Below are 21,805 nucleotides of genomic sequence, written 5' to 3' on the forward strand. Positions count from 1 at the left end.
GGAAGTTAGATGAAGTTAGATGAATTTTAAACGCCCTGAAAGGGCAAATCACATTAGCCCTGGGTTTTAACCCAGGGGATTGAGGTATTCCAAATATTTGGCGAAGCAAGCTATCGCATTCCAAAGAGCAATACCGAAACGTTGCATCGCAAAGGAAAAGTATAGCAAAGAGCCATTTTTACGTTCTTTCTTGTCTTGATACAAGAAAGAACCAAAGAAAATCAAGGCTGAAAAGCCCGACCCGATGGGTACCCCGTGGGTGAAACTGCAACGCGATTCTATTCGCCACGCCTGCGCCGTGACTCATGTGGTATCGCTTACTATACCCACCGCCACGTTCCACCCCCGACCCATTGCCGGGTCATGCTTTTATGCCTCTGCTTGCTTCTTCCGATCCATTCCCTATCAGGAATATGGCTTAGGGTAAGGTCGTATCCACATTCAACCTAGATGACCCCTCTAAATCTCCCCTGAGAGGGGAGACTTTAGCCCTGCAATAAGGTTTCCTAATTGCTTCTCCCCTCTCCTGTCAGGAGAGGGGCGGGGGTGAGGTCAATTTCATGAACCAAGGAGCAACGAACAACGAACATTGCTTCCAGCCCCGTAGGGGCGTAATATTTGTAACCCAATGGCTCCCTCCTCCATGTATTGCGATGCACGCAATGTAAAGCCCAAAGAGCAAGGAGGAAACGTTGCATCGCAAAAAAAATCATTACAAAGAACGATTTACACGTTCTTTCTTGTCTTGATACAAGAAAGAACCAAAGAAAATCAAGGCTGAAAAGCCCGACCCGATGGGTACCCCGTGGGTGGAACTGCCACGCGATACTATTCGCCAAGCCTGCGCCGTGACTCATGTGGTATCGCTTACTATACCCACCGCCACGTTCCACCCCCGACCCATTATCGGGTCAGGCTTTTATGCCATTGCTTGCTTCTTACACTCCGTTCCCTCTCAGGGAAAAGGGCTGGGGTAAGGTTGTTTCCCATATTCAACCTAGATGACCCCTCTAAATCTCCCCTGAGAGGGGAGACTTTAGCCCTGCAACAAGGTTTCCTAATTGCTTCTCCCCTCTCCTGTCAGGAGAGGGGCTTGGGGTGAGGTCAATTACACGAACAACGCTTCCAGCCCCTTAGGGACGCAATATTTGTAACCCTATGAATACTCCCATATGTAAAGCGATGCACGCAATGCAAAGCCCAAAGAGCAAGGAGGAAACGTTGCATCGCAACAGAAAAGCATGGCAAAGAGCCATTGCCAGATAACCAATCAAAAGGGGATGAAGGAATATTGAGATGCTTCGACTGGGCTCAACATGACAATACTGCCTAACCCTGAAATTTACTGGTGTACAAAAGATATTGCCAATCAGCAGCAAACTACTCAGGGCTCCTAAGCGAAAAGTGATCCTCGTTGTTCAAGTTGCTGTATTCAATTAAACCCATTGCGGTTAGGTTAATAAGTATTTTTTCCGCTTCGGATACTGAGATAAAACCCAACCTGCTGAAATGTTCAATGGTGATTGTTTGGTGCGATTTTAGGTAATCTATTAATGCGTTTTCGGGCTCTCCGAATAGTATGTTAATGGGTTTACGGTATTTTTCTGCCTTCCAGATCTTAATTTGAACAGGCGAAGCCACTACGTTCTCGTCGTTTACACGTATATACGCTTTATAAACTCCTGTTTTATCAGGTGCTTTATGGGGCTTGCGTCTTGAGGGTTTTACCTTTACCTCCAACAAGGTTTTTCCATTTATTTCCCACTTAACCACTTCAAAAGGCACCTCGGGTTTACAGTATAGCTGCGAGGCCGCCTCAACCATGTAGTACTCCTCATCGGTATTCACACCGGTTATGTTGCCATTATCCTTAACGCCAATAAGCAATGTGCCACCCGCAGTATTAGCAAATGCCACCAACGACCGTGCAATTTTGCGCGAATCGGTTATAGAGTGTTTAAAATCGAGTGTAAGCCCCTCGCCCTGCGATATCAAACCTGCAATATAACGGCTCACAACTTTAGGTTTTATTGGTTAAAAGGCAAAATTAACTCTTTTAGTGACCCCACCTGTAATGTTCAATGGTAAAGCCAAGCATCTCAACAATTCTGTCGGAAACGGTATCAATCAGTTCATCCATGGTTGAAGGCCTACTGTAAAACGATGGGCTTGCAGGCAAAACTACGGCCCCGGCCTGGGTAACGGTAACCATATTTTGCAGGTGTATAAGGTTGTATGGGAGTTCGCGCGGCACCAGTACTAGCTTTCGTCGTTCCTTAAGCATTACATCGGCTGCTCGAACAATTAAATCGTTACTTGTGCCTGAGGCTATTCGTCCTAACGTTCCCATAGTACAAGGAACTACAACCATAGCATTGTAGCCGGCTGAACCCGATGCCATGGGGGCAAACATATCGTTATTATCGTATAGCTTTACAGGAAATCCGAAAGTGATTTCGCGATTTAGCTCATATTCCCAAACCCTTTTCCCGTTTTCGGAAAAAACTACGGCTACCTCATCGACCCTAGCCGATAATTCAATTAGCTTTTCAATAACCCTCGCCGCATATACAGCACCACTGGCACCGGTAACAGCTACAATCACCTTTTGCATCTATTAGAATAATTAGTCTAGGTTAGAACAAAGGTAACGAAAAAAGGTTGGAAGTTGACATTATTCAAGTGTATTCACCCTTTTTAAAGTAGCCATTTTCGGCTGTTATTATTATACATTCAGGGTTACTTATTTTGCCTTTTCAAATTGGTGTTCATTTACTTTACTATTTTGCTTAAAGCTAAAAGCTGAGTTAATTTAAATAAAACTAAGCTATTAGGACTAAACGTTTTTCTACCGGTTAAATTGGGTTTAAATTTCCACTATCTTTGAAAGTAATTTAGGCAATAAACAATGACAAAAAAGAAGAATAAAACCGATGCCGGTTCCAAACCAAATCGTATAGCCAAAAAGGAGTTAAAGAAGCTGGTTACCGATTTACTGCTGGCCAATCCTACCAACATCTATAACTACAAGCAGGTATCGAATAAAATTGGGGTTAGCGATGATTATACCCGTCGTATGGTTAATGAAATTCTCTATGAGCTTGCGCACGATGGGTATGCTGAGGAACTTCAGCGTGGCAAGTTCCGGGCTGTTATGCAGAACGCTTTGGCTGTTGGCATACTGGAGATGAACCCCGACGGGTCAGCTGATGTTATAACCGATGACAACCGTGAGATATTTGTTCCCGACTTTAGGTTGAATCACGCACTGCATGGCGATAAGGTTCAGATATCAATTTACCGCCAACGCCGTAGGGGTTTACTTGAGGGTGAGGTGGTGCGCGTGATTGAGCGTGCCAAACGCAACTTTGTTGGAACCATCAACTTTGTTGGTAAAAACGCATTTGTTGTACCTGATAACAAGCTTATGCCCTACGATATCTTCATCCCAAAGGTTGAGCTGAAGGATGTCCGAAACGGGCAAAAGGTGATTGTTCAGATTACTGATTGGCCGGCACGGGAAAAGAATCCCAATGGAAAAATTGTAGAGGTTCTTGGCGATCCTGGAGTTCACGAGGTGGAGATGCACGCCATTCTGGCCGAGTATGAGCTACCATACCGTTTCCCCGAAGAGCTGGACATATTAGCCGAAAAGATTAGCGATAAAATAACCGAAGCCGATTACCGTGAGCGACGCGATTTCCGAAACGTACCCACTTTTACTATCGATCCCTTTGATGCTAAGGATTTTGACGATGCTCTATCGGTGCAAACCCTACCCAACGGCAACTTTGAGGTGGGGGTACACATTGCCGATGTTACCCACTACGTTAAGCCTAATACCCCAATTGACAACGAGGCCATTGAGCGCGGCACATCGGTTTACCTGGTGGATAGGTGTGTGCCCATGCTGCCCGAAAGGCTATCGAACTATATCTGCTCATTACGTCCTAACGAGGAAAAGCTTTGCTTTTCGGCTGTGTTTGAGCTGAACGAGAATGCCGAGGTGCTTAACCAGTGGTTTGGCCGCACTGTTATTCTTTCAAAGCGTAGGTTTACTTACGAAGAGGCCCAACAGGTTATTGAAACCGGCAAGGGCGATATGAGTGAACAAATCCTGCTACTCCACAAGTTGGCTCAAAAACTCAGGGCGGAGCGATTCAAAAAGGGGGCCATCGCTTTTGAACGCGTTGAGGTAAAGTTCGACCTTGATACCAAGGGAAAACCCCTTGGGGTTTACTTCAAGGAGAATAAGGAATCGAATCAGCTCATTGAGGAGTTCATGCTGCTTGCAAACCGCAGGGTAGCTGAATTTATTGGAATGCGAAAGGATGGACGCAAAGAGCTGCCTTTTGTTTACCGCATACACGACAAACCCAACGAGGAGAAACTGAATGCTTTCCGTTCCTTTATCACCCGTTTTGGTTACAGCATTTCCGGCACTACCGATAAGCAGGTTAGCAAATCGTTAAACCAGCTGATGGAAAAGGTGAAGGGACGCCCAGAGCAAAATCTTATTGAAACCCTGGCCTTACGCTCCATGGCCAAAGCGCGTTACTCTACCGATAACATTGGCCACTACGGATTGGCCTTTAGGTATTACACCCACTTCACATCGCCAATACGCCGCTATCCCGATATGATGGTGCATCGCCTGTTGGCACACTACCTAAACAATGGTAAGCCAAAGGATAGGGAGCAAATTGAAATGCTTTGTAAGCACTCCACCAACATGGAGATCAAAGCAACTGAGGCTGAAAGGGCTTCAATTAAGTACAAGCAGGTGGAGTTCATGCAGGATAAGCTGGGCGAAACCTTTACAGGTGTTATATCGGGCGTAACCAACTTTGGAATATTCGTTGAGCTAACCGATTCTCAGTGCGAGGGATTAGTTTCCATTCGCGATTTAGACGACGATTACTACCGTTTCGATGAGGAGGAGTACGCCCTGGTTGGTCAACGTACAGGCCGCAAGTTCACCTTAGGCGATGAGGTGGAGGTGGAGGTATGGCGCACTAACCTTGCCAAAAAACAGCTCGATTTTAAGCTGGTGGGCATGGCTGGTAGGAGTAATAAACCATTGAAACCTCGTAGGAGTCAAACGAAAAGTAGTCCTAAAAAGCCAAAAGTGGCATCAAGCAGAAAGGGACAACAAAAGGCCAAGAAAAAGGAGAAACGTCGTAAACGCTAAAACATCAAAATAGATGAAACGATTTATCTTTATTGCATTGGCTTGGGCAGCATTTGCCTGCTCAACCAAAAATGAGTTAACACCCGGTTCATGGCTTGGAGTAATCCAAATGGACTCAATTCCTGGCAGGCTGGATGTTCCCTTTAACTTTGAGGTTAAGGCTGATAATGACAAGGTTCAGCTTACCGTTCGTAATGCCGATGAACTTATTGAAATAACCGAGGTTGAACGCATTGGCGATTCGCTTTACGCCAAGTTCCCAACCTTTACCAGCGAGCTGGTAATGGCCGTAAACGATTCGCTGAGCGGCTACTACTATCCCAAAGGGGTAAAGGATGGCCGCAGGTATAAGTTTTACGGAATTAAAGGGGAAACTGACCGTTTCCCATGGTTTACCGAACAACCTAAGTTCGATATTACAGGACGTTGGTGGTTCATTGAGAATCCGGGTACGCCTGACTCAACCGTAATGGTTGCTGAACTCAAACAGGAAGGTTCAAGGGTTACTGGAACCATACTCAGCACTACCGGCGATTACCGCTACCTTGAGGGTAAGGTTGCAGGGAACATATTCTACTTCTCAAAGTGCGATGGCGCTCAATCCATTATAGTAAGAGGCGAAATTACCGATTCTGCCACCATGGCAAACGGTCTCATATCGGGTAGTCCACGCTGGGTATCGAGTTGGCGCGCTGTGCGCGACGATAATGCCGAACTTCCCAAAGCAGAATCATTGGTAAGGGTACGTAAAGGATTCTCAACCTTTAAATTTGCCGGAACCGATTTGAATGGCATCCGCATTACTTCCGATGATGAGCGTTTTAAGGGTAAGGTTTTGGCTGTTCTTGCTGGTGGTAGCTGGTGCCCTAATTGCTTAGATGAGGGTAGGTTCTATAAAACCATGTATGAGAAGTATCGTGATAAGGGATTCGAGGTGGTATCGCTCTGCTTTGAGGACAAAACCTTTGAAGCAGCAAAACCCAAGATTAAACGTTTTGCCCAGAGCATTGGTGCCGATTACACCTTTTTATATGTTGCTCCCCGTGGCCGCGAACAGCGCGACTCAGTGCTTTACTCACTGGAGGGTAAAATGGCTTACCCCACCAGCATGATACTCGACCGCAACGGCAAAATACGCCGGGTTGAAACTGGCTTTTCTGGCCCTGGAACAGGCGAACACTTCAAAAAGTTTGCCCGCGAAACCGAAGAGCTCATTATGGAATTGCTGAACGAAAAGTAAAGCGTTAAAATAAACGAACATGGGTTGAGCCCATGTTCGTTATTGATATAGAATTAGATTTGCTAACGGTCGGTGGTATGGTTAGTTGCCGATTTCGAAGCACTTACCTGTCAATTTGCACTGAGCCAAATTTGCATTTTGACACAAATTTAAAATATTAGACAAATCCGACAAATCGCAGATTTGGCGGAGCTGATTAAATGCCCAACGGTTTCGTAAACCACTGAACCACTTATGTTTTTTATACATTGTTGTTTGCTGCAGTTTTTACTTCCTAACACTTGAATGCAAAAAATTCATTTTCCATTCGTTATCTTTCTTAACAAATGTTGCACATTCTATCCAGTCAAAAACCATATTTATTGTATCATTAATAACCATATCGGCATGGTTGAAATAATACATATATCCAATAGAATTGTCTATTTGAATATTAAAATTGTCAAACTTGTAATCAATCTTGTATGGGGGAAATGTTTTGATGAAATTAATTAAACTATCATTGTTCCATACTTTTCCAACTTCATAAAGTGTAAAGTCATCTGTTGTTACATCTTTCATTTTATTAAAATCCATGTTTTTTATCCCATCGAAATAGTCATTCAATACTTGTTTTAATTCCTCTGGCGAGTCTTTGGTGGTATTCTGCTGGCAACTAATCATTAGTCCAATTAGAATAATTAAAAAAATGCTTTGTGTTTTCATAATATTTAGTTTTAAAATTAATAATCTAATTTACGGCAATATTTAATAATATCTCACATTTTTTATCATTTACTCTGTTGAACACAACGGTAAATTGTATGAGTAGTGGCAGATAGCGTGGTAGTTTCCTGTCAAACCGCTACGCAGTTTGAGCGGGCTACAAACCTTGATATTTAGCACTTTCCCTGCCATTACTTATACAAAATGTTGGCGTTTCGTTATTTATTTTTCAGTCTTTATATATTTATCAAGATAGACTTGAAATGTTTCATCTCCACCGTATCGTCTCAATGAATTTAGCCTAATCTCAACATTACTTAATTTATCATCCTTATAATCTATGTCTGTATAACCTCTTGGAAATCCAACACATTCTTCAACATCCTCTACAGTCCAATTCAAAATATTTAATGCTCTTTCTGTAAAAAATGTCCTCGGGTCAATATATACATCAAAATCTTTATAGCACTCGTTAACAACTGATAAAACTTCAATTAAACATTTTTCGGAAAGGTCAACCACATTGCCGTCTGGTACTTCTTTTATTTCCGAATTGGTTGAAACATAAAATTGCGTGTCTTCATAAAATATGCCCTCAAAAATACTATTGGGTGTTGCTATTGGTATAATTCCAGTCTTCTGTGCGTGGTTTCTAAATTCGACAAAGTATTTTGCTAATTTACTTTTCCTTAATTTGTCCTGTCTAATCTTGTACCACTCATTAAATCCAGGATATTTTGACATTACAAACTGCAAAGTAAAAGTGATACTTCTTGTCGCTGAAACAAAGGCACTAAAAATGTAGTTAAACTCTTTATCAATTGGCTCAGCATTTTTTAACTTTTCAAGGAAATAATCAGCTTCTCCTACTTTCTGGGCTACAATGTGAATACCTGCATTAGGAAAAATAAATTTCTCACCCATTAGTTTCTATCCTCCATTTCTATAACCTTTTTTCTACTCACCTCTTTTGTTCCTGCAATTGGAAATGAAAATTGATATCTATCATCCAATTCTTGCATAGAAGAAATATGAATTAAGTTTGAAATGAAATAGGAAAAGGACAAGTCATTAATCTTATATAAACTATAAAAGGGATTATTTGCATTAACAGGAGGATGAATGTTTAAATTATTCCTCCAATACCTTACAAAATAGTTTTTCCCAATAGTAATGTGATTAATATTTCCTCTTGAATTTCTCAATTCTCGTTCGAAATTATTATTGGTTTCAATGTTGGCAATTCCATTTTCATATGCAAACAATCCTTTAAATACACGATTATCTCCATTGTCTGCAATAAATGGGAACTGATTAAGGTTATTAAAATCAGTTATAACTTTTCTCAAATTTGTAATGTTCAATTTTGATTTGACTTCAATTATCGCTCTTACATTTTTTTCGGTTGTTATAATGAAATCACCTTCTCTAAATAACACTGGAATAGAATTATCATAAATAATTAAGTCTATTTGATTTGATATAATAGATTCATTTATTCCTCGCTCTCCTGCAATAAAACCTGTTCCAATTGATAAATTATTTGGCAAGAATCGATTAATCACCGTTTTCAAAACCGCCTCTTTATATCGACCTTCTTCTCCCCAATTAGCATTTCCAATCAGACTGCGAACACGATTCTTAACGATGTCCAATTCTCTTGTTATACTTTTTTGAAATTCAAGGTTATTCATTTGCAGTATGGTTTTTTATAATGAACGCCAACTAGTTTATATGCGCTACAATATTGCGCCTTATTTCCATTTTTGGATGTATAGGCGCTATAAAATTGCGTTCTATTTCCACAAACTATTATAATAAATTTTTACAAATAATCAAATGAACTTTTAATTTTTTGTAAACATTTTTGCGATACATGTGTATATATTTCTGTTGTCTTCGAACCTCTGTGTCCGAGCAATGCCTGTATATATCGCAAATCAGCTCCTGATTCTAACAAATGTGTCGCATAACTATATCGTAACCAGCGAAGTGTAACAGGTATTCTGATATTCGCTTTGTTTGCAGCATGTTTTAAAACTTTTGCTAAACTTTTTTCTGAATACCTTTCCCTACTTTTCTGTCCTTCAAACAACCATACATTTGGTCTATACATTTTATAGTATTCTCTGAGCATCTCAATGGTTTTGTCTGAAATTGGCACTTGTCTGTCCTTGTAGCCCTTCGCGTTTCGAATAATGAGCATGTGGCGTTTTGAGTTAACGTCTCCAATTTTTAGGTTCAGCAGCTCGCTTCGATGGAGTCTATCCTAATATATCGGGACCCGGAATGACAGAATGCGTTGATCGTTGTTCGTAAAATTGACCTCACTCCCAGCCCCTCTCCTGATATGAGAGGGATAAGCAATTAGGAAACTTTTTTGCAGAGTTAAAGTCTCCCCTTTCAGGGGAGATTTAGAGGGGTCAACTAGGTTGAATATGGGTAACGACTTCACCCCAGCCCTTTTCCCTGAGAATGGATGGATCAGAAGAAGCAAGTAGTGGTATTTCAGCCTTGATTTTCTTTGGTTCTTTCTTGTATCAAGACAAGAAAGAACGTGTAAATAATTCTTTGTAATAATTTTTCTTTTGCGATGCAACTTTTCAGGATCGCTCTTCGGATTATGTATTGCGTGCATCGCAATACAGGGAGTAGTTATGGAGTTACAAATGTAATGCCCCTATGGGGCTGGTCGCGCTAAACTTAAAGGAGATTCCTCGACTAGCTCGGAATGACAATACCATTGGCTCCCTCTCTCACTTTGTCATGCTGAGACTCGTCGAAGCATCTTTTTTATCCTTTAATCCCTCTTGAATGGTTTTATTGCAATCGCTCTTTGCCATGCTTTCCTGTTGCGATGCAACGCTTCGTCCTTGCTCTTTGGATTATACAATACGTGCATCGCAAAATAATTTGAATACCTCAATCCCCTGGGTTAAAACCCAGGGCTAATGTGATTTGCCCTTTCAGGGCGAATAAAATTCTTCTAACTTCTTTTAACTTCCTCTAACTTCCTTACCTCCTGTTCTTTAACGTTTAACGGTTCACGTCTCACGGTTCACGGTTCACGCCTCACGGTTCACGCTAAATACCTCGCATTCCTTTAAATTCATCTAACTTCTTCTAACTCCCTATAACTTCCTCTAACTTCCTCTAACCTCCTTACCTCCTATTTTTAACGTTAGACGTCTCACGGTTCACGCTTAACGCACACTTATCCTTATTCAATTCTAACTATTCCCCGTTTCCCCCTCTTACTTTAACCTCTTTTTTTCTATCTTTGCAGGCTGAAATCAACTTTAACAAAATCAGGCTTTTATATGGACTACAATTTTAAAGAGATTGAACAGAAATGGCAGGATTACTGGCGTAAAAACAAGACATATAGGGTTGATGTTGACCCCTCAAAGCCCAAGTACTACGTACTTGATATGTTCCCGTACCCCTCCGGAGCCGGATTACATGTAGGTCATCCGCTGGGATACATTGCATCCGATATTTACTCCCGCTACAAAAGGCTTAACGGCTTTAATGTGCTTCACCCCATGGGCTACGATGCCTTTGGCCTACCGGCAGAGCAGTATGCCATTCAAACCGGTCAACATCCTGCCATTACCACCGATAACAATATTAAGCGCTACCGCGAGCAGCTCGATAAGATTGGCTTTAGCTACGACTGGGATCGCGAATTCCGCACCTGCGACCCCAAGTACTACAAGTGGACCCAGTGGGCTTTTATTAAGATGTTCAAGCACTGGTACAACAACAAAACCCAAAAGGCTGAGCCCATTGAGAACCTTATTGCTGAGTTTGAGCAAAACGGTAATATTAATGTTGATGCGGCCTGTAGCGAGGTTCGTACCTTTAGCGCCTCGGAATGGAAAGCCATGAGCGAAAAGGAACAGCAGGAGATTTTGCTTGCTTACCGCCTGGCCTACCTTGCCGATGTTATGGTAAACTGGTGCCCTGCACTGGGAACAGTACTGGCAAACGACGAAGTTAAGGAGGGTGTCTCCATTCGTGGCGGCCATCCGGTTGAACAACGCAAAATGCGTCAGTGGTGTCTCAGGATATCGGCTTACGCCGAGCGACTACTCAACGATCTCGACCAACTCGACTGGACTGACTCGCTTAAGGATATTCAACGCAACTGGATTGGCAAATCCGAGGGTGCCGAGGTTTGGTTCCGAATTGATGGTACCGACCGTAAAATACTAATTTTCACCACCCGTCCCGATACCATTTACGGCGCAACCTTTATGGTGTTGGCACCCGAAAGCGAACTGGTTGATGAGCTTACTACCCCCGAGTATGCTGAGAAAATGGAGCAATACCGTCAGGAGGTTAAGCGAAAAACCGAGCGTGAGCGCATGGCAGAAGCCCGCAAGGTAACCGGTCAATTTACCGGTAGCTACGCCATTAACCCATTCACCAACGAGCGTATACCTATTTGGGTAAGCGAATACGTTTTAGCTGGCTATGGAACTGGCGCCATTATGGCGGTTCCTGCCCACGATAGCCGCGATTTTGCCTTTGCCAAAACCTTTGGGCTACCTATTATCCAAACCGTTATTCGCCCAGGCGAGCAACCCACCAACCCTGAGTCGTGGACAGAATCGTACGATTCAAAGGAGGGTGTTGTTATCAATAGCCCACTTATCAATGGCTTAGAGGTAAAAGATGCCATTTCAAAGATATGTGAGGTGATTGAATCGCGCGGGCTGGGCAAGCGTAAGGTAAACTATCGCCTACGCGATGCCATTTTCAGCCGCCAGCGATACTGGGGTGAGCCATTCCCTATTTTCTACAAGGACGGAATGCCTTACCCGCTGCCCGAGGAAAAATTACCCCTTGAACTCCCCGAGATTGATGCCTACCTACCCACTGAAAAGGGCGAACCACCCCTTGGACGTGCCAAAAACTGGCATACCCCTGAGGGTTACCCCTATGAGCTTAGCACCATGCCTGGCTTTGCAGGCTCCTCGGCATACTACCTACGTTACATGGACCCCCATAACGATAATGCTCTTGTTTCGGCCGAAGCCAATAAGTACTGGGAAAACGTTGACCTTTACATTGGCGGAACCGAACATGCCGTGGGACATCTTATTTACTCAAGGTACTGGAATAAATTCCTATACGACCTTGGTTACGTTTGCAAGCAGGAGCCCTTTAAAAAGCTGATAAACCAAGGAATGATTCAGGGCCGATCAAACTTTGTTTACCGTGTTAAGGGAACAAACCAATTTGTATCGCACAACCTGAAGGATAAGTACGATGTAACCCCAATACACGTTGATGTTAACATTGTAAGCAACGATATACTTGATATTGAGGCATTCCGTAAGTGGCGTCCGGAGTTCGAGAATGCTGAGTTCATTCTGGAAGATGGGAAATACGTATGCGGATGGGCAGTGGAAAAGATGAGCAAGAGTATGTGGAATGTGGTTAACCCCGATACCATTGTTGAGCGCTATGGTGCCGATACCCTCCGCATGTACGAGATGTTCCTTGGCCCCCTAGAGCAAAGCAAACCTTGGGATACAAATGGTATTGATGGCGTACATAAGTTTCTCCGAAAGTTCTGGAGGTTATTCCATAACAATGCCAATGAGTTTGAGGTATCAGGCAACGAACCTACTGCACAAGAGCTCAAGGTTCTTCATAAAACCATTAAAAAGGTTACTGAGGATATTGAGAAGTTTAGCTTTAATACCGGAGTATCGGCCTTTATGATTTGCGTGAACGAGCTCTCCGATTTGAAATGTAACAAGCGCGCCATACTTGAACCGCTAACCGTTTTAATTGCTCCCTATGCTCCACATATTGCCGAGGAGTTATGGCATCTGCTTGGACATGAAACATCGGTAAATACTGCCGCTTGGCCTAAGTTCAACGAGGAGTACATTAAGGAATCGACCTTTACCTGTCCTATTTCGTTTAATGGTAAAACGCGTTTTACCCTTGAACTACCGTTAAACCTTAAGGCCGATGAGGTGGAAAAAATTGTTTTAGCCGATGAAAACACGCTAAAATACCTGGATGGCAAGCAACCCAAAAAGGTAATTGTGGTTCCAAACAAAATTGTAAATATTGTTGTTTAGTCAAATAATATTTTTGCAGATTTCAAAAAAGTAGTATCTTTAGTAAACCCTTATTAATCATTATTATACTTACAAAACATTCAATAGAAAGGAGTGCGATATGGACAAATCGGACAACAAAACCAAATCGTTCAAGGACTTGGTAGTATGGCAAAAAGCCCACGCTTTTGTGCTTAATATTTACCAGCAGGTAAAAATTTTTTCCGACGATTATCAAGCCATTGTGGGCGACATGCTTTGTGAAAGCGCCACTGCCATTGCAACCAACATTGTTGGAGGCTACAAGAAGAAGGATCGCGAGGACAAGCTACTCTTTTTAACCACCGCTCAGGAAGCCCTTGAGGAGTGCCGTTACTACATTACCCTTGCCACTGATTTACACCTCTTGGATTCATTCCAAGCCGACGAGCTAGAGAATAACCTCAACGAGGTTAGCTACCTGCTTAACTCTTACGCACGTTCCATCAAACGTCGTAAGGAAGGTGATTACAAAAAAGATGATGATTTAAAAGACGAGTAGTAGGAATTTGTTTAGAGAATGACTACAGCCAATATTTTTAAAACAGTCCGATCCTATGCCATCATAGTGTTCGGGCTGTTGCTTTATGCGCTATCGTGGACAGCCTTTTTGATTCCACATAAAATTACTGGCGGAGGTGTTTCGGGTATAGGTGCGCTTGTTTACTATGCTACTGGCATTCCAATGGGTTACACCTACTTTTTAATAAATGTAGGGCTCATCCTTTTAGCCATTAAAATGCTGGGAGCCAACTTTGGGGTGAAAACCATTTTTGGTGTTACTGTTGGCGCTTTTCTACTATCGCTGCTCCAAATGACAATAAAGGTTGCAGTGGTTGAGGACAAGTTTATGTCCACAATCATTGGCGGTGCGCTTGCAGGTGTTGGGCTTGGGGTTGTGTTCACTCAGGGTGGCAGTACTGGTGGTACCGATATCATTGCCATGATAATCAATAAGTACCGCAACATTAGCCCAGGCCGTATAATAATGCTTTGCGATGTTTTCATCATTGGCTCATCGTTTTTGGTTCTACTCGACCTTGAGCCCGCCAAGCGTATCGAAACCATTGTTTATGGCTATGTGGCCATGGCCATCACGGCTTACTCGCTCGATGCAGTTCTTTCGGGTACAAAACAATCCGTTCAGGTATTTGTCTTCTCAAAGCGATACCAGGAAATTGCCGATAGGATTACATCTGAGATTAACCGTGGAGTAACCGTGGTTGATGGAATGGGCTGGTACACAAAAGAATCGCAAAAGGTGCTAATCTCACTTGTGCGTAAGCACGAGGTTAGCGATGTGTATAAAATAATTAAGGAGGTTGACCCCGAAGCGTTTATTTCGGTTGCAACGGTTACCGGGGTTTACGGAAGGGGGTTTGAACGCATCAGGCACTAGCCTGCCCAGTTTTCCCTATCCAAGCTACGATACTGAATTGCCTCAGCCACATGCTGGGGCAATATTTTTTCGGATTGCTCAAGGTCGGCAATGGTACGGGAAACCTTTAGAATTCGATCGTATGCCCTTGCTGAAAGGTTTAGCCGTTCCATGGCTGTTTTCAGGATGGCCGTTCCGGCCTCATCAAGTACGCAGAACTGCCGTATCAGCTTGGAGGTCATTTGAGCATTACAGTGCACATCGGCCCAGGGGACAAAACGCTCCTCCTGAATCTGTCGGGCTTTTACCACCCGCTCCCTGATTTGGGCGCTACTCTCGGCTGGTGGAGCCGACGCAAGCTTATCGAATGGGACCGGGATCACCTCAACATGGATATCAATACGGTCGAGCAGCGGTCCTGAAATGCGATTTAGGTACTTTTGCACAACTCCGGGCGAACACACGCATTCCTTTTCAGGATGATTGTAGTAACCGCATGGGCAGGGATTCATTGAGGCAACTAACATGAAGCTGGCGGGATACTCAACCGTAAACTTTGCCCGCGATATGGTTATAACCCTGTCCTCAAGGGGTTGGCGCATAACCTCTAAAACAGTTCTTTTAAACTCGGGTAACTCATCGAGAAAAAGTACGCCGTTATGGGCGAGCGATATTTCACCGGGCTGTGGAAACTGTCCACCACCAACAAGAGCAATGTCGGAGATGGTATGGTGAGGACTACGGAATGGCCTACGGGTCATCAATGATGTATTCCGGTCAATCTTACCTGCAACGGAATGAATTTTGGTGGTCTCAAGCGCCTCGCGCAATGTTAAGGGGGGAATAATTGTTGGTATCCGCTTGGCAAGCATTGTTTTTCCGGCACCAGGCGGGCCTATCATAATGATGTTGTGTCCTCCTGCAGCAGCCACCTCAAGCGCCCGCTTAACGTTTTCCTGCCCCTTAACATCGGAAAAATCAACATCGTAGTTGTTGGCGTGGGCAAAAAACTCCTCGCGGGTGTTCACAATGGTTGGCTCAAGAGTGCTATTGCCATTAAAAAAGTCAACCACCTGTTTGATATGCTCAACCCCGTAAACGTCGAGGTTGTTTACCACGGCAGCCTCACGGGCATTCTGCGAGGGAACAATAAAACCTTTAAAACCCTCCTCGCGGGCCTGAATGGCTATGGGCAAAACCCCTTTAATGGGCTGTATAGCGCCGTCGAGCGAAAGCTCACCCATGATAACGTAATCCGGCAGCAAATCGGGTTTAATCTGTTCCGATGCAGCCATAATGCCAATGGCCAGTGGTAAATCGTAAGCCGAGCCCTCCTTGCGGATGTCGGCCGGAGCCATGTTGATTACGATTCTCTTTTTGGGAAACTTGTAGCCATTAGTCTCTAGTGCCGACATAACACGCTGTTGGCTCTCCTTAACAGCGCTATCGGGTAACCCAACAAGGAAAAAGTTTACCCCTTGCCCAACACTTACCTCAATGGTAATTGTTGTTGCTTTGATGCCATGAACCGCACTACCAAAGGTCTTTACAAGCATAACTCGATAAAAAACCGGAATAGTTTGGCCTATTCCGGTGATTTCATTAATGGCATACCGATAAGGTTCTTGCCTCTTGCATCAGCTTACGGGTTAATTTGCTTAGCTCAACCTTTGCGGCCATAAGTTCGTCAGGACTTGCAGCTGCACAAAGAACCTCAATGGCTTGATTTTCGGCATCATTGCATCCATCGGGGTCATCTGAAGTAGCTTTTTCCTTATCGCAGTAATATTTGCTATCGCCTACCTCGTAGTAACAGTCCCCTCCATCGGTTGGGCAACAAACGTTGGCGATTTCACACTGGGGTGGCTCAAATTTCTGGCAAACATCCTCTTCTTCCTTTTCGCAACCCCAGGTTAGGAATGCCAGCACTGCTCCTAGAATAATTGGGGCAACCAGTAACTTCTTTCGCATAACTTTATTGGTTTAAGTGTTTAACTATGATAGATTTGAACTGCTCAAAGGGCATATAACCCCGAAAAACTCTACCCTCAATAACAAATGTAGGTGTTCCGGTAAATCCAAATTTATCAAATTCGTTCCGGATTTGCAAAATATAATCCATCGATTCATTCCCTAGAATGCACTCAGCAACCAGTGGGTCGCTATCAATGAAATGGTTGACCATTTCACGGAACTCGTCACTATATATCACGCTACTATTTGTAACTAGCAGCTCATGCAACTTCCCATAATACCCGTATCGGTTAATACATACTGCTGTTTTCACCTCATTTATCCGGTCAGTGTTATTTGAGTGCTCCACTATTTTCAAAACCAAGCGTACCTTTCCGTTGGAAATGAATTCCCTTTCAAGCTCAGGATAAACCTCAGTAAAAAAAAGCCTGCAGTAACCGCAATGGTAACTTATGTACGCGTAAATGGTAAGCTGAGCCGAATCGCTTCCAAACGTTATATCTAGAGGATTGGATGAAATAGGTGCGACTAGCTTACTAGTCCTATTTTGGACCAATTGCCACGCTTTTATGCCAATTAAAACGATAAGTACAATGGAAATCGCTACTGCAATCCACTCAATTGGTCTTAACTTCCTTCCCATCCTTATTTTCATCAGCTGGTTTCCGTTTGGGTTCCTTTCTGTCCAATTCGGTACTAAAGTTCATTACATGGGGGTGAAAAACCAAATTAAGCCCGCGTTCCTGAACGCGAATGGTGGCCTTCATGATAGCCTGTAACTCCTTAGTATCAAACCCATATTTTGATTCTTTTCCTCTTTCAAACGCTACAAGGTATAGCCCTGAGCGTTTAGCCTTGTTTGGCCCTTCAAATCCCTCGTCCTTCAAACCCTGTTTTTTCAAAAGCTTTTTGGATTTTCCAAGCATTACATCACCGGGGTAAACCACAAAGTGATACTCGTAGTCATCGGCAAAGCTTTGCATACCGTAAACCGACATATCCATGGCGGTACTTACGATGTTGGTTTTTGGGAAGTAAATCTGGTTGTTGTAAATAAACACGCTTGTTTCCAGGGTATTAAAGACAATATTGTTTAACTCATTAAGGTTAGTAAACTTTGACAGCTCCATGGCAGGCTCAAAGTTGTATATACCTCCATTTTCAAGCTTAAAGTTGCCTAAAAGGTTCATCTTGTCATATAGCAGGTTGGTGTCCTGCATCACAATTCGCCCAAAAACCGTACCTGTAACTATTCCATCGATATTTTTATGGGTGATATAATCCTGCTCAAAATCGTCGTTTTGTTCTAGCAGCTGCTTGATATTTACCCTATTCGATTCATTCTTGAACTCAATGATTTCCAGTGGATACTTGCGGGTGTCGTAAACCAACGAGGTAACTAAACTACCCCCAAAAGCATTCATTCGTAGTTCATCAAGTACATAGAGGCTATCGTCAATTCTAAATTTTGTAGATAGGTTATCAAGAATTACCTTCCCGTATTTTATTCTGTCAACCTTAGCAATACCCCTAACAATGTATTGAGGCATGTAGGATGATGATGTATCAGATGGAATGGAATCGGAAATGGTTGGAATCGAATCGTTTTGGGATAGGTTTGTTGAATCTTCTTCCATAAATGGAAGGAACATGTCGTAATCTATCTTGTTAGCCCAAAGCGACGTGTTAACAATCAGCTTTTTGTCTTTTTCCTCTTTGAGAAATGCCTTGTATACATTCCAAATTGATGTGGAATCGGATTTGAATTCAAGGTCTTTGTAATTTCCTAACAGATTACTAATTCTAATCGTATCGTTTGCCATTGAAAGGGTAAGCGATAGCCTATCGATGCCAATCAGGCTATCGTTGGGCAATGAAAAACCAAAATCATTGATTTGCGCAGCAAACATGCTGTTCTCAAATAGGATTGGCATTATCTGCTTATCAATTGAATCGGGGTTAATTGTTCCCGATGTGCTAAATCCAAAATCTATCTTACCGGTAACAAGGCTAACAAGCGTATCGGGAATAAATTGCTGCACCTCATCCAAATCGACATACAAACGGCCTTCGGCTTTGAAAACGGGGCTTTTCAAGTTTTTGAACTTCATCTTACTGCTAAAACTACTATTGCCCATGGCAATATGAAGCGTATCGACCCTTACATCAATTTTATCGAGCTCCGATATCCGTCCTATGACCTTTACTTTAAGTAAACCATCCTTTAAACCTACCTTATAGGCAGGCAAACGTAATGAGAGGTTGTTTACCGTTAGTTCCTTGCCAGGGCTATATGTTACCTCGGCATTTAATTCCTTTACAACATTAACCGTATCTACCCCAGCATTGATATTGCTAAAAGTTAAGGAAAATCCTGTGTTGTCCATAAAGTAATCGGAGCTGTTCACATCAAGGTATTCGGGCATTTTACCCCTGGTAAAAAATTTAGCATCAATCAAACCGGAAAGTTCTGTCAGAATGCTATCGGGTAGCAATGGGGCAAACTCGTCGAGGACAAGATGCATATCGCCTTGAATGTTGTAAAGCGGTTTGCTTGGATTTTTCAGCCTAAGAGTTAGGTTAGCCCTGCTTTGCTGAGTTTCAAGATTGAATTTTTTAATATTTACTGCTGATGTGGCAAGGTAGTTCGGGTTAGGGATTGAAACGCTTCCCTCGAAGTCAAGCTTATTTACTTTTGGGTATTGTTTTGTTTCAACTACACCTTTCCTCAAGTCAAAATCAACAAAAACGCTTGGAAGCATTAGGGTATCGTATAAATACCCCCTAACAATTGTGTTAAACTTAAGGGTTCCTCCAAGCTTCGATAATCCATACTCCTTAATCATACCCTCAGGAACAAAGCCATAAAGCTCGGCAAGGTTAAGTTTTGGCAAAGCAAGGCTAAAATCCATCCAGATTGAATCCGATAGGGTTGCGTTACCAGTGGCTTTAAGTTCAATGCCATTTACATCAAGCTTGGCAAAGTCGAGTAAAAGGTTTCCATTATCGTAATCAACACTGTACGAAAAGTTGAGGTTTGTAACCTTCTCCAGTGGTAAATCGGCAAACCGGGTATTGGTTACAACAATTTCGCCTTTACTTTTTCCCCAGATACTATCGCCCGAAACCCTTCCCTCAAGGTGAAGTTCAGGAATAACAATATCCGCTGCAGCCTTTAGCTTTTGGTCGGAATATGTTAAGTGAATATCGCTAAGGGTAAGATTCTTTAAAAGAATGTTTAGAATGGTTTGGGTAACTGTATCTACAGGAGTTTCAACTGTATCGGGAGGTATTAAAAAATCAAAATTCGATTTCCCAGTAGAGTCAACAAGGTAATTTACTCTAAATCCATTCAGCTCAACCCCGTTAATTATTACCTTATCTTTGAGTAGTGGGTATGCCTTTACGGAAACAAAAACGTTTTTAAACCCAACCAGTGTATCAGGTAAACTCCCTATACCAATTACGCGCACCGAGTCGGCCTGCTGACCTAACTTAAAGTCAGATATGCGAACTGTAAGATTTGGAAATTCCCGAAAAGGAACTAACGAAACCTCCCCGTAGGAGATAGGTGCTTTTAGACTTGATTCAATCTCCTTAACCGCAAGACGAATAATGCTTCCCTCAAACAGCTTTGCAATCCCAATAATAATGAATACCAGTAGGTGTAGAAAGATAATAGTTAGGCCAAAATACTTTAACAACCTTACAACAAAACGCTTTGTCTTCATACCCTGTAATCGGAATTATTAGTTTTTGCAATCGGAGTTACTAAAGAACTTCCATTTACGGTACTTACGTAATGTATTGTTGAGCTCTGAACCTCGGAGGTTCTTTGCAATAACTACGCCCGAACTGTCCACCAGAAAGTTCATCGGTATAGCATTGATACTGTACGCTTTTGCAGCCTCGCTCCGCCAACCCTTTAGGTCGCTTACATGGTAAGGCCATACTAATTTATCGTCGGCTATTGCGTTTACCCAGTTATTGCGTTTCAGGTCAAGCGATACGCTGAATATCGCAAATCCATTTCCATTGGTAAAGCATGCATCCTTGTACTTATTGTAAACCTCTGCAAGTACAGGGTTTTCCTTTCTACAGGGCGAGCACCACGATGCCCAAAAATCGACCAGCACCAGTTTCCCCCTTAACGACGAAAGCTTAAACTCCTCACCATTGGGACCATTCCCAGTGATATCAGGGACTATCTGCCCAACAGTAATCTCCTGCGAATAACCACTTTGGCATAAAGCCATTGCGCTGATTACCAAAAGGTGTATTAGGTTAATTCTCATGCTTGGAATTTTATTCTTTTCAACTCAAATTTCATGCAATTTATGGAATTTTAAACAGATTTTGGGTGAAATGAGAAAATAAAAATTGGGGGAATTTTTTTTGGATAGTTGTTAGTGTTTTGTGTTTCGTGTTTTGTGAAATGCTTTTTTTTCTCTTTCAACTATCAACCATCAACTGTAAACTCTGCTCGTCAACCTGAGCGGCCTGTCCCGCCCTAGCGGGGAGCGAAGGATCTCTACCTTTGGTCAGTATTGATATGGTTCGGCAAAGCTCAGCATGACAACCTTCTTATGAACAACGAGCAACAGTGAGTATCACAGAGTTACACAATGCCACACTATGTTACACAAAGTATGTGACGTGCTATTCACGAATAACGATCAACGAACAACGAGCAACGAAGACTGCTTCCAGCCCCGTAGGGGCTAAATGTTTGTAACCCCATGGCTACTCCCGCATTTAAAACGATGCACACAATACATATTCCAAAGAGTAACTCTAATGCGTTGCATCACAATGGGAAAGCATGGCAAAGAGCGATTTACACGTTCTTTCTTGTCTTGATACAAGAAAGAACCAAAGAAAATCAAGGCTGAAAAGCCCGACCCGATGGGTACCCCGTGGGTGGAACTGCCACGCGATACTATTCGCCACGCCTGCGGCGTGACTCATGTGGTATCGCTTACTAAGCCCACCACCACGTTCCACCCCCGACCCATTAGCGGGTTAGGCTTTTATGCCAATGCTTATATCGCTCCTTATTGGTTGAGGAAACACGTTAATAGAGAGTTGCAGGTTCTAAGAGATGCTTCGACTAGCTCAGCATGACAATAGTTTCACGAACAACGATCCACGAACAACGCTTACAGCCCCGTAGGGGCGTAATATTTGTAACACAA

General features: G+C 42.9%; 19 protein-coding genes. 8 read left to right on the plus strand and 11 right to left on the minus strand.

The window, feature by feature from the left end; translation table 11 throughout:
* Nucleotides 1-244: 244 nt before the first annotated feature.
* Nucleotides 245-427 (plus strand): hypothetical protein, encoded by a 183-nt coding sequence (locus AB6811_RS03140; protein ID WP_369488962.1) that lies wholly within the window; start codon nt 245-247, stop codon nt 425-427.
* 367 nt (nt 428-794) lie between these two features.
* Entirely contained in the window at nt 795-977 is a 183-nt protein-coding gene (locus AB6811_RS03145; RefSeq protein ID WP_369488964.1) for a hypothetical protein, read from the plus strand.
* A 403-nt stretch (nt 978-1,380) separates the two neighbouring features.
* On the opposite strand, the gene AB6811_RS03150 is transcribed toward AB6811_RS03145, so the two are convergent.
* Nucleotides 1,381-2,016, minus strand: a complete 636-nt coding sequence (locus AB6811_RS03150; protein ID WP_369488966.1) for an RNA-binding domain-containing protein — start codon at nt 2,014-2,016, stop codon at nt 1,381-1,383.
* Nucleotides 2,017-2,056: 40 nt separating this feature from the next.
* Nucleotides 2,057-2,614, minus strand: coding sequence for a UbiX family flavin prenyltransferase (locus AB6811_RS03155; protein WP_369488968.1), 558 nt, complete (start codon nt 2,612-2,614; stop codon nt 2,057-2,059).
* 294 nt (nt 2,615-2,908) lie between these two features.
* Here AB6811_RS03155 and rnr point away from each other — a divergent pair, with 294 nt between their 5' ends.
* Together rnr and AB6811_RS03165 are read left to right on the plus strand one after the other, a co-directional pair.
* A complete protein-coding gene (rnr, locus tag AB6811_RS03160; protein ID WP_369488970.1) occupies nt 2,909-5,191 on the plus strand; it encodes a ribonuclease R in 2,283 nt (760 codons plus the stop codon).
* A 13-nt stretch (nt 5,192-5,204) separates the two neighbouring features.
* Nucleotides 5,205-6,431, plus strand: a complete 1,227-nt coding sequence (locus AB6811_RS03165) for a peroxiredoxin family protein (RefSeq protein ID WP_369488972.1) — start codon at nt 5,205-5,207, stop codon at nt 6,429-6,431.
* 267 nt (nt 6,432-6,698) lie between these two features.
* Here AB6811_RS03165 and AB6811_RS03170 read toward each other — a convergent pair whose 3' ends face one another.
* From AB6811_RS03170 to AB6811_RS03185, 4 genes are all read right to left on the minus strand, one after another.
* A complete protein-coding gene (locus tag AB6811_RS03170) occupies nt 6,699-7,136 on the minus strand; it encodes a nuclear transport factor 2 family protein (protein ID WP_369488974.1) in 438 nt (145 codons plus the stop codon).
* A 222-nt stretch (nt 7,137-7,358) separates the two neighbouring features.
* Nucleotides 7,359-8,060: an Ea47 family protein gene (locus AB6811_RS03175; protein WP_369488976.1), complete on the minus strand. Its 702-nt coding sequence runs from the start codon at nt 8,058-8,060 to the stop codon at nt 7,359-7,361.
* Entirely contained in the window at nt 8,060-8,830 is a 771-nt protein-coding gene (locus tag AB6811_RS03180) for a DUF6602 domain-containing protein (RefSeq protein ID WP_369488978.1), read from the minus strand. The genes AB6811_RS03175 and AB6811_RS03180 overlap by 1 nt, the downstream gene beginning before the upstream one ends.
* Nucleotides 8,831-8,961: 131 nt before the next feature.
* Nucleotides 8,962-9,384: a tyrosine-type recombinase/integrase gene (locus AB6811_RS03185; RefSeq protein ID WP_369489072.1), complete on the minus strand. Its 423-nt coding sequence runs from the start codon at nt 9,382-9,384 to the stop codon at nt 8,962-8,964.
* 1,072 nt (nt 9,385-10,456) lie between these two features.
* Here AB6811_RS03185 and leuS point away from each other — a divergent pair.
* The 3 genes from leuS to AB6811_RS03200 all read left to right on the plus strand — a co-directional run bounded on the left by leuS (nt 10,457) and on the right by AB6811_RS03200 (nt 14,657).
* Entirely contained in the window at nt 10,457-13,240 is a 2,784-nt protein-coding gene (leuS, locus tag AB6811_RS03190; protein ID WP_369488980.1) for a leucine--tRNA ligase, read from the plus strand.
* Between the two features lie 100 nt (nt 13,241-13,340).
* Complete coding sequence (locus AB6811_RS03195; RefSeq protein ID WP_369488982.1) at nt 13,341-13,760, plus strand: four helix bundle protein; 420 nt, start codon at nt 13,341-13,343, stop codon at nt 13,758-13,760.
* An 18-nt stretch (nt 13,761-13,778) separates the two neighbouring features.
* Nucleotides 13,779-14,657: a YitT family protein gene (locus AB6811_RS03200; protein WP_369488984.1), complete on the plus strand. Its 879-nt coding sequence runs from the start codon at nt 13,779-13,781 to the stop codon at nt 14,655-14,657.
* Here the strand turns inward: AB6811_RS03200 and AB6811_RS03205 are convergent.
* Genes AB6811_RS03205 through AB6811_RS03225 form a run of 5 tightly spaced genes read right to left on the minus strand, consistent with a single transcriptional unit; the run spans nt 14,654 to nt 20,905 of the window.
* Nucleotides 14,654-16,192 carry a YifB family Mg chelatase-like AAA ATPase gene (locus tag AB6811_RS03205; protein ID WP_369488986.1) on the minus strand — a complete coding sequence of 513 codons (1,539 nt, stop codon included), beginning with the start codon at nt 16,190-16,192 and terminating at the stop codon, nt 14,654-14,656. The two genes, AB6811_RS03200 and AB6811_RS03205, sit on opposite strands and share 4 nt — an antisense overlap.
* Before the next feature lie 46 nt (nt 16,193-16,238).
* The gene (locus AB6811_RS03210; protein WP_369488988.1) at nt 16,239-16,607 is read right to left on the minus strand and encodes a hypothetical protein; all 369 of its coding nucleotides are present in this window, start codon (nt 16,605-16,607) and stop codon (nt 16,239-16,241) included.
* Between the two features lie 4 nt (nt 16,608-16,611).
* On the minus strand, nt 16,612-17,253 hold the full coding sequence (locus AB6811_RS03215) for a DsbA family protein (RefSeq protein ID WP_369488990.1): 642 nt from the start codon (nt 17,251-17,253) through the stop codon (nt 16,612-16,614).
* Nucleotides 17,228-20,341 carry an AsmA family protein gene (locus AB6811_RS03220; protein WP_369488992.1) on the minus strand — a complete coding sequence of 1,038 codons (3,114 nt, stop codon included), beginning with the start codon at nt 20,339-20,341 and terminating at the stop codon, nt 17,228-17,230. Before AB6811_RS03220 ends, AB6811_RS03215 begins: the two co-directional genes overlap by 26 nt.
* 18 nt (nt 20,342-20,359) lie before the next feature.
* Nucleotides 20,360-20,905 carry a peroxiredoxin family protein gene (locus tag AB6811_RS03225; protein ID WP_369488994.1) on the minus strand — a complete coding sequence of 182 codons (546 nt, stop codon included), beginning with the start codon at nt 20,903-20,905 and terminating at the stop codon, nt 20,360-20,362.
* A gap of 610 nt (nt 20,906-21,515) precedes the next feature.
* Between AB6811_RS03225 and AB6811_RS03230 the strand changes: the two genes are divergently transcribed.
* Entirely contained in the window at nt 21,516-21,734 is a 219-nt protein-coding gene (locus AB6811_RS03230) for a hypothetical protein (RefSeq protein WP_369488996.1), read from the plus strand.
* The last annotated feature ends 71 nt before the right edge of the window (nt 21,735-21,805 follow it).

Source organism: Tenuifilum sp. 4138str (genome assembly GCF_041102575.1).
Classification (GTDB): Bacteria; Bacteroidota; Bacteroidia; order Bacteroidales; family Tenuifilaceae; genus Tenuifilum; species Tenuifilum osseticum.